Source organism: Bradyrhizobium sp. HKCCYLRH1034 (assembly GCF_051168375.1).
Classification (GTDB): domain Bacteria; phylum Pseudomonadota; class Alphaproteobacteria; order Rhizobiales; family Xanthobacteraceae; genus Bradyrhizobium.
The window spans coordinates 622,104-634,225 of record NZ_JBNPUW010000003.1 but is presented as its reverse complement, the minus strand read 5'-3'; the positions used below and the strand labels follow the sequence as shown (position 1 = coordinate 634,225).

The following is a 12,122-nucleotide window of genomic DNA, read 5'->3' as shown; positions in this document are numbered from 1 at the left end:
AGCTCGGCGCCGCGCTCGCGGGCCCCCGCTCACAACCGCCGCAGCGCCACCGTCTCGATCTCGTGATCCGCGCCCTTCTTCAGGATCAAGGTCGCACGCGGCCGTGTCGGGAGGATGTTGTCCTCGAGATTGGCCAGGTTGGTGCGCTCCCAGATCGCGATCGCGGTGGCGATGGCCTCCTCGTCCGACAGCAGCGCGTAGCGGTTGAAGTAGGACCGCGGATCATGGAACGCCGTGTCGCGCAGCGACAGGAAGCGCTTGACGTACCATTTGCGCAGGATCGCCTCGTCGGCGTCGATGTAGACCGAGAAGTCGAAGAAGTCGGAGACGACCGGTACTGCCTGGCCATCGCGCGGCAGCGGTCCGGTCTGCAGCACGTTGACGCCTTCGACGATCAGGATGTCCGGCTGGTCGATCTCGGCCCACTGATTGGGGACGATGTCGTAACTCAGATGGGAATACACCGGTGCGCGCACTGGATGGCGGCCGGCCTTGATGTCGGAGAGAAAACCGAGCAGCCGCGGCAGGTCATAGCTTTCCGGAAAGCCCTTCTTCTGCATCAGGCCCTGCCGCTCCAGCACCGCGTTCGGATACAGGAAGCCGTCGGTGGTGATGAGATCGACCTTGGGCCGCGGCGACCAGCGGGTCAGCAACGCCTGCAGCACGCGCGCAGTGGTCGACTTGCCGACCGCCACCGAGCCGGCGACGCCGATGATGTAGGGCATCTTGCGGTCGCGGATGCCGAGAAACTGGCGCTGCGCGTAGTACAGCCGCTGCGCCGCATCGACATACATCGACAGCAATCGCGACAGCGGGAGGTAGATGTCCTCGACCTCCTGAAGGTCGAGACGATCGTGCATCGACCGCAGCTTGGAGAACTCGCCGGGCTCCAAGGTCATCGGCGTGTCGTTGCGCAGCTCGGCCCATTGTTCGCGGGTGAAGACGCGGTACGGATTATATTGTTGTTCGGTGGTGCGCATGTCCATGACGCTGCCCTTCGTTTCCCCCGCCGTCGCGCCCTACTCCGTCTTGCGCGACGCCTTTTCTTCCAGCCCCGATTGGCCGGTCCGCTTGCCGAGCGCCGCCTCGACCTCCTCGAGCCGGACGTCGCGCGACTTCAACAACACCAACAGATGAAACAGCAGGTCGGCGCTTTCGGAGATCAGATGCTCACGGTCGGTGCCAAGTGCGGCGATGACCGTCTCGACCGCCTCCTCGCCCATCTTCTTGGCGCATTGCGGCGGACCCTTGTCGAGCAGCTTGCGCGTATAGGACGCCTCGCCGCCCGCCGCGGCGCGCGCGTCGATGATGGCAGCCAGGTCGTGAAGCGTGAAGCGGGACATCAGCCGGTACTCGGAACGCCTGCCCGACCACGGCGGCCGGACCAGCGTTCATCTAACATTTTTGCGACGCAATGTCGTCAGGGATCGAGCCGCATCGGCAGCCCCTGGCGCACCATGTGCTCCTTGGCCTGCCGGATGGTAAATTCCCCGAAATGGAAGATCGACGCCGCCAGCACCGCGGTCGCGTGGCCCTCACGGATGCCGTCCACCAGATGATCGAGATTACCGACACCGCCGGAGGCGATCACCGGCACCGGGACGCTGTCGGCGACCGCCCGGGTCAGCGGCAGGTCGAAGCCCTGGCGGGTGCCGTCGCGGTCCATCGAGGTCAGCAGGATCTCGCCGGCACCGAGCGCGACCACCTCCTGGGCGTATTCCAGGGCATCGATGCCGGTCGATTTGCGGCCGCCATGGGTGAAGATCTCCCAGCGGCTGCCGCCGCCCGGCCGCGACACGGACTTGGCGTCGATCGCCACCACGATGCACTGCTCGCCGAACTTCTCGGCCGCCTCCTTGACGAATTCGCGCCTGCTCACCGCGGCCGAATTGATCGAAACCTTGTCGGCGCCGGAACGCAGCAGGGTCTTGATGTCGTCGATGGTGCGCACGCCGCCGCCGACCGTGACCGGCATGAAGCAGGCCTCCGCCGTGCGCCGGACGACGTCCAGCATGATGCCGCGGTTCTCATGGGTGGCGGTGATGTCGAGGAAGCACAGCTCGTCGGCGCCGGCCGCGTCATAGGCGATCGCGGCTTCGACCGGATCGCCGGCATCGCGCAGATTGACGAAGTTGACGCCCTTGACGACTCGTCCGTCCTTGACGTCGAGGCAGGGAATGACACGGACCTTGAACATCCTGTTTCCTCCTACGCACGCGCCGCGCGGATCAGCGCCAGTGCTTCCGCGGGATCGAGGCGGCCGTCATAGAGCGCGCGGCCAGCGATGGCGCCTTCGAGCTTTTTCGCCCGCGGTGTCAGCATCGCCTTGACGTCCTCGATCGAGGCCAGGCCGCCGGAGGCAATCACGGGAATCGAGATGGCGTCGCCGAGCGCGATCGTGGCGTCGAGGTTGAGGCCCTTGAGCAGGCCGTCGCGCGCGATGTCGGTGAAGATGATCGCGGCGACGCCGGCGTCCTCGAATCGCTTGGCGATGTCGAGCGCCGTCACTTCGGATGTCTCGGCCCAGCCCTCGACGGCGACCTTGCCGTCGCGCGCATCGAGCCCGACGGCGACGCGGCCGGGGAAGGCCTTGGCTGCGGTCTTCACCAGCTCGGGATCGCGCACCGCCGCGGTGCCGATGATGACACGGGTGATGCCTTTGCTGAGCCAAGCCTCCACCGTCTTGAGATCGCGGATGCCGCCGCCGAGCTGCACCGGCATCTTGACGACTTTCAACATCGCTTCCACGGCGTGCGCATTCATCGGCTTGCCGGCGAAGGCGCCGTCGAGATCCACGACGTGGAGATAGTCGAACCCCTGGTCGGCGAAGCTCTTGGCCTGCGCGGCGGGATCGAGGTTGAACACGGTGGCGCGCGCCATGTCGCCCTGCTCCAGGCGCACGCACTGGCCGTTCTTCAGATCGATGGCAGGAAACAAAATCATCTGAGCTGTCTTTCAGGCAAGCGCCCTGCCCGCCTCTTGGACGGACAGGCGCGCTGCGCTCACGGCTTCCACTTCAGGAAGTTGGAAATGAGGGCGAGACCGAAACGCTGGCTCTTCTCGGGATGGAATTGGGTGCCGATCGCGGTGTCCTTGCCGACGATCGCGGTGACCGGTCCGCCGTAATCGGCGCGTGCCAGAACGTCGCTCTCGTCGACGGCATTCAAGTGATAGGAGTGCACGAAATAGGCGTGCAGGCCCTTCGGTCCGAGCGGCAGCCGCTCCAGCACCGGATGCTCTTGCAGCGCATCGAGCGTGTTCCAGCCCATATGCGGGATCTTCAGGCTCTCGTCGCGAGGCGTGATCTTCTCAACGTCGCCGGAGATCCAGTCGAAGCCGTCGGTGGTGACGTGCTCCTTGCCGCGCGTTGCCATCAATTGCATGCCGACGCAGATGCCGAAGAACGGCCGCGCCTTGTGGCGTACGGCTTCGGTCATCGCCTCCAGCATGCCGTCGACGGAGTCGAGCCCGCGGCGGCAGTCGGCGAAGGCGCCGACGCCGGGCAACACGATGCGATCGGCGCGATAGACCGTATCGGGATCGCGTGTCACGACGACCTTCTGCGGATCCGCCATGCCGCGCGCAGCGCGCTCGAACGCCTTGGCGGCGGAATGCAGATTGCCAGAGCCGTAATCGATGATCGCAACACTCATCGTCCACCTCCGGGTTCGGGAAACAAGCCAATGATGCTGGCATGCGGCAGCGGCGGCGGGTGCTGCCCATTGCCATTGTCGCGTGTCGGCGGCGCCGCGCCGCGATCGACGGTGTGATTGTCGTAGCCGAGCGTGCTGCGCCGGGCGGCCCAGCGCTCGAAGAAGCGGCGCTCGGCGGCATCGAGATCGTCGGCGACGACGACGTCGATCTGGCGCCAATTGCCGCGCGAGTAGCTCCAGCGCTTCAGGCTCGAGGCTTCGAGCCCGAGCAGGATCGCAAGCAACAGATCGATGCCGGCAATCGCGCCGCCGCTGACGCCGACGCGCGCCAGGACGACGTCGAGCGCGATCATCAGCACGGCCCAGACGAGCATCGCAAGCCAGAGACGATGCCAGGCCAGCCAGACGGCGCCGAGCACGGCGGCCCAGAAATGGAAGCCGTCGCGGATGAAGACAAAGCGATCGGTCGAACGCAGATCGACCCCGGCGGCCAGGGGAGCGTGAACCGTATAGACGGGCATGTCGATAATCCCTTGGGAGGAGGGAGGTCAGCCGCCGAGCTGACCCTTGGTGGATGGCACTTCGCCCTGATTGCGAGGATCGATCGCAAGGGCTGCGCGGAGGGCCCGCGCCAGACCCTTAAAGCAGGATTCGGCGATATGATGGGCGTTCTCGCCGTACAGCGTCTCGACATGCAGGGTGATGCCGGCGTTCATGGCAAAGGCGTTGAACCACTCGCGCACCAGCTCGGTGTCGAACTCGCCGATCTTGTCGCGCGCAAAGGTCGTGCGGAATACCAGCATCGGCCGGCCCGATACGTCGATCACGACGCGCGTCAGGGTCTCGTCCATCGGCATGTGGATCGAGGCGTAACGGGTGATGCCGGCCATGTCGCCGAGCGCCTGACGCACGGCCTGGCCGAGGGCGATGCCGACATCCTCGGTGGTGTGGTGGAAATCGATATGGAGGTCGCCGACCGCCTTGACGGTCATGTCGATGCGGGAATGCCGGGCCAGCAGATCCAGCATGTGATCGAAGAAGCCGATCCCGGTCGCGATGTTCACGACGCCGGTGCCGTCGAGGTTCACGGACACCTCGATCTCGGTCTCTTTGGTCTTGCGCTTGATGGTCGCGCTACGCATGGGGTCAGCTTTCCCTTGAAAACGCGGCCCTTTTATCAGGCGGATGTCACCTTAGCTACTGCGGGATGACGCCCCTCGGCCTTGATCTCGGGCCATGGTGAGCGGATTTCAAGGCCCGCCAGGGCAGGGCAGGGACCCGGTAATTGTATCCCGACGCCTGAACGCCTAAATCAGAGGATCAACCAGGGACCCCCCATGCACGCATCCGCGAACGAGCCCACCGTCTGGCACGGCACCACGATCCTGACCGTCCGCAAGGGGGGCAGGGTGGTGATCGGCGGCGACGGCCAGGTCTCGATCGGCCAGACCGTGATCAAGTCCAACGCCCGCAAGGTGCGCAGGCTCGGCAAGGGCGACGTCATCGGCGGCTTCGCCGGCGCCACCGCCGACGCCTTCACCCTGTTCGAGCGGCTGGAGAGCAAGCTGGAGCAATATCCGGGGCAGTTGACCCGGGCCGCTGTCGAGCTCGCCAAGGACTGGCGCACCGACCGCTATCTGCGGCGGCTCGAAGCCATGATGATCGTCGCCGACAAGGACGTCTCGCTGGTCCTGACCGGCACCGGCGATGTGCTGGAACCTGAGGCCGGCGTGATGGCGATCGGCTCAGGCGGCAATTACGCGTTGGCCGCGGCGCGGGCCCTGCTCGACACCGACAAAGACGCCGAGAGCATCGTGCGGCGCTCGCTCGACATCGCCGCCGACATCTGCGTCTACACCAACCGCAACATCACCATCGAGACCTTGCAGGGCGGCTCAGCCATGGTGCGGGATTAATGGCTCAGGATTACGCCATCCGCGCAATGGCTGCCGCCGACCTGCCCTTGATACGCCGTTGGCTTGGCACGCCGGACGTGATGCGGTGGTGGGGAGAGCCCGACGAGCAATATGCGCTGGTGAGCGGCGATCTCGCTCATCCTGACATGGACCAATTTATCGTCGCGATCGATGGCCGGCCGTTCGCATATCTCCAGTGCTATGCGCTCTCAGCATGGGATCATGGATTCGGGCCTCAACCGCCCGCCACGCGTGGCATCGATCAGTTCATCGGCGAGCCCGACATGATCGGGCGCGGCCATGGGGCGCGTTTCATTCGGCAGTTCGTCGAAGACCTGCTGCGATCGGCCGCGCCACGCGTGGTGACCGATCCAGATCCGGCGAACGCCCGTGCCGTGCGCGCCTACGAGAAGGCCGGATTCAGACGCGATCGGCTCGTCGAAACGCCGGAGGGCTCTGCGCTGCTGATGGTGAGCCAGCCCGGCGACTTGCCCTGATTGCGATCCAAACCTAGCTAGAGCCCCATGACCGACTTTTCACCCCGCGAAATCGTCTCCGAACTCGACCGCTACATCGTCGGCCAGGCCGACGCCAAGCGGGCGGTGTCCATTGCCTTGCGCAACCGCTGGCGCCGGCTGCAGCTCGATGCAGGCCTGCGCGAAGAGGTGCTGCCGAAGAACATCCTGATGATCGGGCCGACCGGCGTCGGCAAGACCGAGATCGCGCGGCGGCTGGCCAAGCTTGCGGGCGCACCGTTCCTCAAGGTCGAGGCGACCAAGTTCACCGAGGTCGGCTATGTCGGCCGCGACGTCGAGCAGATCATCCGCGACCTCGTCGAGGTCGCGATCGCCCAGGTCCGGGAGCGCAAGCGCAAGGACGTCGCCGCCCGCGCGCAGCTCGCCGCCGAGGAGCGCGTCCTCGACGCGCTGGTCGGCGCCAATGCGAGTGCTGCGACGCGCGACTCGTTCCGCCGCAAGCTGCGCGCCGGCGAGCTCAACGACAAGGAGATCGAGATCGAGACGCAGTCCTCCGGCGGCGGCTTGCCGATGTTCGAGATCCCCGGCATGCCGGGAGCCCAGATGGGCGCGATCTCGATCGGCGACATCTTCGGCAAGCTCGGCGGCCGCACTAAGACGCGGCGCGTGACGGTCGAGGCCTCGCACGACATCCTGATCGCGGAAGAATCCGACAAGCTGCTCGACAGCGAGCAGCTGGTGCAGGAAGCAATCAGCGTGGTCGAGAACAACGGCATCGTGTTTCTCGACGAGATCGACAAGATCTGCGTGCGCGAGAACCGCGCCGGCGGCGACGTCTCGCGCGAGGGCGTGCAGCGTGACCTGCTGCCGCTGATCGAGGGCACGACGGTCTCGACCAAGCATGGCGCGGTCAAGACCGACCACGTCCTGTTCATTGCCTCCGGCGCGTTCCACATCGCCAAGCCCTCGGACCTCTTGCCGGAGCTGCAGGGACGATTGCCGATCCGGGTCGAGCTGCAGGCGCTGACGCGCGACGACATGCGGCGCATCCTGACCGAGCCGGAGGCATCGCTGATCAAGCAATATGTCGCGCTGATGCAGACCGAGGGCGTGACGCTCGACATCACCGACGATGCGATCGACGCGCTCGCCGACATCGCGGTCGCGGTGAATTCGACGGTCGAGAACATCGGCGCGCGCCGGCTGCAGACGGTGATGGAGCGCGTGCTCGACGAGATCTCCTTCACGGCGTCCGATCGTAACGGCGAAACCATGCGCGTCGACGCTGCGTATGTGCAGCAACACATCGGCGACCTCGCCAAGAACGCGGATCTCAGCCGGTTCATTTTGTAGTCGGCTGCGCCTAGCAAGCGCTGAGCTTCTTCGCTCCGGCGCGGCGTCAAAATCCGCTGTCGTCCCCGCGAACGCGGGGACCCATAACCACCAAAGCTGATTGTGACTCACGATGGCGGCTCCAGCCTTGCCTCACCACGAACGGCGGCGGCTATGGGTCCCGGCTCAAGGCCGGGGCGACAGTGGTGGACGGGGCGACGACCTCGTCTCCATCTATCACCGCTCGGACGCCGCATGACCGCCGCCTCCAGCAAACACTGGCGCCTGATGCTCGCCGTCAACGCCGCCGTGATGCTCGGCGTCTTCCTGCACAAGCTCACGCTGCCGCCCTACATTCCGTACATCCATCTGCTGGTCGACTATCACTTCGGCTTCATCAAGCGCGCGCTGATCGGTGCCATGGTCGGCCTGTTCGCCGCGAAGGTGCCGGTCTGGCTGGTGTTCGCGCTGGCCGGTTGCGTCTGGCTCATCACCTTCGCGCTGTTCGCGCAGCTCTTCCGCCGCACGTTCGGCTTCGATCGCGCGCAGCTGCCGCTGTTCATCTTCACCGCTTGCTCACCGTTCGTGTTCAAGAACTTCCTGTTCACGCTCGGCCATTTCGACATCTATGGCTGTCTCGGCGCGATCGTCCTGCTGCTGGTGCCGGCGCGCACGCTGGCCTACGTGCTGCTTGCGGCATTGATTTCGGCCCTGCTCGTGCTGATTCATCACATCCATCTGCTGATGTACGTGCCGACCATCACCGCGATCGTCGTGCTGCGCTACTACCTGACGCGTCCCCGCACTCGCCTAGATATTGCAGTCGGCGCCAGCGCGCTGCTCGGCCTCGGCGCGCTGTTCCTCGCGGCGCAATTCCTCGGCACCATGCCGCTGCCCGAGGCCGACTTCGTGTCCTACTTGCGCTCGCGCATGGTCGATCCGTCGCGCACCGAGCTCTTGCAGTTCGCCTATGTCTGGTATCAGCCGCTCGCCAAGGAGGTGCAGGACACCTGGGCGCGGCTGCCGTCGAACCTGCTGGGCCTGCCCATCTATGCGCTGCTGCCGTGGCTGCACGCGCCGCTGTGGCGGAATCTCAAGGATCTCATCGGCGCCTTGGCTGACAAGCGCCATCGCCAGATCGTCATCGCCGCTCTGATCGCGATCAGCTGCGCTTACCTCGTCATGTTCGCCATGGTGTTCGACTATTCGCGCTGGATCTCGAGCTGGGTGGTCTGCATGGTACTGATGCTGCACGCGGTGAAGACGCTTCCTGCGACCAAGCCGATCACTCCGATCGACGCCGACGACCGCATGACGACGATCCTGGGATGGATCGTCACCGCCGTACCGCGGATCGGGATCATCCGCCCGTTCTGACGCTCAGCCGCGGGCGCGCCTGATCCGGACATAGAGCGCGCCGGCGCCGCCATGGCCGACATGAGCCTCCTCGAAGCCGACGATGAGCGAGCGGAATTCCGGCAGGCTGAGCCAATGCGGCACCTGCCGCCGGAGCACGCCGCGTTCGGGATCCGCCCCGATGGTGCCCTTGCCGGTGATGACCAGCACGAAGGTGAGACCGTCATGCTGGGCGCGATGCAGGAAATGATGCAGCGCCTGATGCGCCCGGCTCTGGGTCATGCCGTGCAGATCGAGCCGCGCATCGATCTCGCTGCGGCCGCGCGACAGCTTGGACCGCTCCTTGCGGCCGAGCGAGACCAGCGGCGGGATCGCCGGCCGGGCCGGCTTGGGCACGACCACCGGCGCGACCGGCCGCGGTGTCATCATCGGCTTGTCCGGCTGCGGCTCGGCCGTCACCATCGGCGGATGCGGCCGCACTGGACGGTGCGTCTTGCGCAGCGGCTTGACCTGGCGCGCCACCGTCTCCCACAGCGTACGCTCGTCCTCGGAGAGGCCACGCTTGCGACGGCCGCGCGGCGGCTCGGGATCTTCAGACATGGAGACGGCTTGTCATCGGCGGTTGCGATGGCGCCTGCCATAACGCAATCGGCGGATATTGCGATCACTTTCGATACGGGGGCGGGCCTCGGGCAGGGGCACGGGCTGCGGCGCCACAACGTTCTGCGCCACCGTGGTCGCCGGGATTGCGCTCGCGGCGGAAGCAGGGGCCTTCGCATCGTTGACCGGGGAGGCGGCGGCTTTGGCGGCCTCCTTCGGCAGCACCTGCGGAAACAGTTTTGCGATCTTCTCCGACGGGCGTGCATCCGGCAGCGGCATCTTGCGGCCACGCGCGACCGGATCGAGGCTCTTCGGCACCAGCATCACGAACTGGATGCTGTGCTTGAGACGGCCGGAAACCTTGCCGGCGTCCTGGCCGGCGCCGAAATAGAGATCGGCGCGCGCAGGTCCGACGATCGCCGAGCCTGTATCCTGCGCAATCATCAGCCGGTGAAACGGGCTCTTCGACTTCTCGGATTCGATCGGCAGCTCGCCGGTGATGAAAAACGGCGTGCCATAGACGTGCAGCGACTTGTCGACGGCGATCGAACGGCCGGGCGTCAGCGGGATGCCCTGCGCGCCGACCGCCTCATCCTTCTCCGACAGCTGCACCTCGCGGAAGAAGATGTAGGAGCGGTTCATCCGCCGCAGGTCGTTGGCACCTTCCGGATTCTGCTCCATCCAGTCGCGGATACGCTGCATCGACATCTGCTCGCGCGGAATGATGCCGCGTTCGATCAGGATGCGGCCGACCGGTGTGTAGGGAAGGCCATTATAGGCATCGTAGTTGATGCGGATGGTCGAGCCGTCGTCGAGACTGATGCGCGCCGATCCCTGGATCTGGGCAAACAGCAGGTCGGTCTGATTCCTGAGCCACGCGATCTCCAGGCCACGGCCCTCGATGGCGCCGTCCTCGATCTCCGCGCGGTCGTAATAGGGGACCAGCTTGCGCCGTCCGATCTTCCGATAGACGGGACCCTTGTTGGGCAGACTCGTCGCGTCCTGCTTGAAGCCACGGACGAACAGATTGGAGGGGCGACGATAGACCGGAACGTTGTAGACCTCGTTCTGGGTCCGCGAGCCCTCGATGACGGGTTCGTAGTAGCCGGTGACGAAGCCATCGGCATCGCCGAGCTTGGAGATCTTCAGCGGCTCGAAGTGCCGTTCGAAAAAGGCCCTTGCCGCAGCATTGTCGGCGAGATCGGTGGCCCGAGCGTCGCGACAGGGATCGCGCAGGGAATCGCCCAGCGGCTTGCCATCCGCCTTGGCATCCGGCGCTGCATCCGTCTTTGCGGCGATCGGCTTGCAGCTGGCGCGGAACGTCCGATAGGCCGCAAGCTGGTCGTCGTCGTTCCAGCCGGGCACGTCGTTCCAGGCCAATGGCAGGTACTGGCTGTTGCTGATCTCGAGCGGCCAGTCGAGTTGCGGGTAGGGCAGGTGGCGCACCGGGGGCGTCGCCGCCCGGTGGCGCGAGCGCACCGCCTCGGCCGCATAAGGGGCGAGCGCCACGGCGGCGACGCTCAGGGCGAGCGCCGGCGTCCAGTATTTCAGGCGATGAGCGGTGAAACCCCGCTTCCAAATTTCGCGAACCATGCTTGCACCATCAAAGTACCACTCAACGCGAAATTCAGAGAAAACGGGATGCTGAAAAGATCCGGGTCAAAAAGCCGAGGATGGACCTCGTCGTCCTCCTTGCAGAACTGGGGCGACATCGAGAGCGGGCGATCTCCCGATGTAACGCCGGCGGCGGCAACCTATTCCATCAATGGCTGCCGGTGCCGACCAGCTTCCAATTGGGATCGCGCGAGCCGGTATCGCGGGCGAAAGTCCAGATGTCGGTGATGTCGGCCACCTTGTCCGGATTGCCGTCGACGATGTTGCCCCCCTTGTCGCGTGTCACCGAGATCATTTGCGAGACGAAGCGCACCGTCACCTGCGCGGTGCGGTCGCGCAGCTCGGCACCGACCAGTTCGGCGGTATCGATGGAGACGAAGCGGGTTTCGGTCTTCTGCTCCTGCTTCTCACGCTCCTTGATGACGGCGTCGAAACTCTCATAGACCTCGGACGACAACAGGTCGCGCAATGCGCGGCGATCGCCATTGGCGAACGCCAGCACGATCATCTCGTAGGCACTGCGCGCGCCGGTCAGGAAATGGCGCGGATCGAACGACGAGTCGTCGGCGACGATCGCGTCGAGGCCACGGGCGAGCGGTGTGCCCGGCTCGGCCAGGCCGCGCCAGCGATCGCCCGGCGCCGGCATCTCGCCGCCGGGGACCGCAGCCGAGGGATCGATGGGCTTGTTGGGAACCGGCATGACGTGGTTGTCCGGCGCGCCCTGGACCGCGTTTCGGGCGGCATGATCGAACGGCGTCCGCTCGCTCCCGGTGCGCTGCCCGAGCACGGCGCGCAGGCGGATGAAGATGAAGACCGCCAGCGCCAGGAAGATGATGGTATAAATGTCCACTTCGTGTTCGCTTTCTGACTTGTCGAGCCGAACGCGGAGCCCGGCCACCGGGCACCCGTTCTACAGGATCCGGGTAAAGACCCGTGAATCCCTCGGTCGACCCGGATGTAGTCATCGAATTGGGCCCGGCCAATGGCACATTGTGGCCCGGTGATCCTAACCCTTTTCCCTCTCAAGGGGAAATCCGATCGACCTTGGATTGGAACAGAGTAGACGGTCGCTGGTTCCGCCCCCGGGCCGATGCGACAAATAGAGGCATGCCGGCCGGATCAACCCTCTGCCTCGGCCTTTTGCGGCGTCCGTGCCTCGTCCTTGTGGAACAAGC

The 12,122-nt window shown here is 65.5% G+C and carries 14 protein-coding genes; 4 read left to right on the top strand and 10 right to left on the bottom strand.

The features are described 5' to 3' along the window. Window positions 1–29 precede the first annotated feature (29 nt). The 7 genes from coaA to hisB form a co-directional block, all read right to left on the bottom strand. The gene (gene coaA, locus ACQR0W_RS09930; protein WP_315716783.1) at window positions 30–986 is read right to left on the bottom strand and encodes a type I pantothenate kinase; all 957 of its coding nucleotides are present in this window, start codon (window positions 984–986) and stop codon (window positions 30–32) included. A gap of 33 nt (window positions 987–1,019) precedes the next feature. Beyond that, the gene (locus ACQR0W_RS09925; protein ID WP_315716784.1) at window positions 1,020–1,343 is read right to left on the bottom strand and encodes a phosphoribosyl-ATP diphosphatase; all 324 of its coding nucleotides are present in this window, start codon (window positions 1,341–1,343) and stop codon (window positions 1,020–1,022) included. Between the two features lie 77 nt (window positions 1,344–1,420). Beyond that, window positions 1,421–2,197: an imidazole glycerol phosphate synthase subunit HisF gene (gene hisF, locus ACQR0W_RS09920; RefSeq protein ID WP_315716785.1), complete on the bottom strand. Its 777-nt coding sequence runs from the start codon at window positions 2,195–2,197 to the stop codon at window positions 1,421–1,423. A gap of 11 nt (window positions 2,198–2,208) precedes the next feature. Continuing rightward, window positions 2,209–2,943, bottom strand: a complete 735-nt coding sequence (gene hisA / locus ACQR0W_RS09915; RefSeq protein WP_315716786.1) for a 1-(5-phosphoribosyl)-5-[(5-phosphoribosylamino)methylideneamino]imidazole-4-carboxamide isomerase — start codon at window positions 2,941–2,943, stop codon at window positions 2,209–2,211. A gap of 59 nt (window positions 2,944–3,002) precedes the next feature. After that, window positions 3,003–3,653 (bottom strand): imidazole glycerol phosphate synthase subunit HisH, encoded by a 651-nt coding sequence (gene hisH / locus ACQR0W_RS09910; protein ID WP_316169997.1) that lies wholly within the window; start codon window positions 3,651–3,653, stop codon window positions 3,003–3,005. Further along, window positions 3,650–4,174, bottom strand: coding sequence for a DUF2628 domain-containing protein (locus ACQR0W_RS09905; protein WP_316169998.1), 525 nt, complete (start codon window positions 4,172–4,174; stop codon window positions 3,650–3,652). The genes hisH and ACQR0W_RS09905 overlap by 4 nt, the downstream gene beginning before the upstream one ends. 27 nt (window positions 4,175–4,201) lie before the next feature. Further along, window positions 4,202–4,795, bottom strand: coding sequence for an imidazoleglycerol-phosphate dehydratase HisB (hisB, locus tag ACQR0W_RS09900; protein ID WP_315716789.1), 594 nt, complete (start codon window positions 4,793–4,795; stop codon window positions 4,202–4,204). A gap of 195 nt (window positions 4,796–4,990) precedes the next feature. Here hisB and hslV point away from each other — a divergent pair, with 195 nt between their 5' ends. The 4 genes from hslV (at window position 4,991) to ACQR0W_RS09880 (ending at window position 8,754) form a co-directional block, all read left to right on the top strand. After that, window positions 4,991–5,569 carry an ATP-dependent protease subunit HslV gene (gene hslV, locus ACQR0W_RS09895; RefSeq protein WP_315825696.1) on the top strand — a complete coding sequence of 193 codons (579 nt, stop codon included), beginning with the start codon at window positions 4,991–4,993 and terminating at the stop codon, window positions 5,567–5,569. Next, the gene (locus ACQR0W_RS09890) at window positions 5,569–6,066 is read left to right on the top strand and encodes a GNAT family N-acetyltransferase (RefSeq protein ID WP_315825695.1); all 498 of its coding nucleotides are present in this window, start codon (window positions 5,569–5,571) and stop codon (window positions 6,064–6,066) included. The genes hslV and ACQR0W_RS09890 overlap by 1 nt, the downstream gene beginning before the upstream one ends. 27 nt (window positions 6,067–6,093) lie before the next feature. Further along, window positions 6,094–7,398: an ATP-dependent protease ATPase subunit HslU gene (gene hslU, locus ACQR0W_RS09885; protein ID WP_315716792.1), complete on the top strand. Its 1,305-nt coding sequence runs from the start codon at window positions 6,094–6,096 to the stop codon at window positions 7,396–7,398. A 234-nt stretch (window positions 7,399–7,632) separates the two neighbouring features. Continuing rightward, window positions 7,633–8,754, top strand: a complete 1,122-nt coding sequence (locus tag ACQR0W_RS09880) for a hypothetical protein (RefSeq protein WP_316169999.1) — start codon at window positions 7,633–7,635, stop codon at window positions 8,752–8,754. A 3-nt stretch (window positions 8,755–8,757) separates the two neighbouring features. Here ACQR0W_RS09880 and ACQR0W_RS09875 read toward each other — a convergent pair whose 3' ends face one another. The 3 genes from ACQR0W_RS09875 to ACQR0W_RS09865 form a co-directional block, all read right to left on the bottom strand. After that, window positions 8,758–9,333 (bottom strand): Smr/MutS family protein, encoded by a 576-nt coding sequence (locus tag ACQR0W_RS09875; protein ID WP_315716794.1) that lies wholly within the window; start codon window positions 9,331–9,333, stop codon window positions 8,758–8,760. A gap of 12 nt (window positions 9,334–9,345) precedes the next feature. Continuing rightward, a complete protein-coding gene (mltA, locus tag ACQR0W_RS09870; protein ID WP_316170000.1) occupies window positions 9,346–10,926 on the bottom strand; it encodes a murein transglycosylase A in 1,581 nt (526 codons plus the stop codon). A 169-nt stretch (window positions 10,927–11,095) separates the two neighbouring features. Then, window positions 11,096–11,797, bottom strand: a complete 702-nt coding sequence (locus ACQR0W_RS09865; RefSeq protein ID WP_315716796.1) for a Tim44/TimA family putative adaptor protein — start codon at window positions 11,795–11,797, stop codon at window positions 11,096–11,098. Window positions 11,798–12,122: the final 325 nt, after the last annotated feature.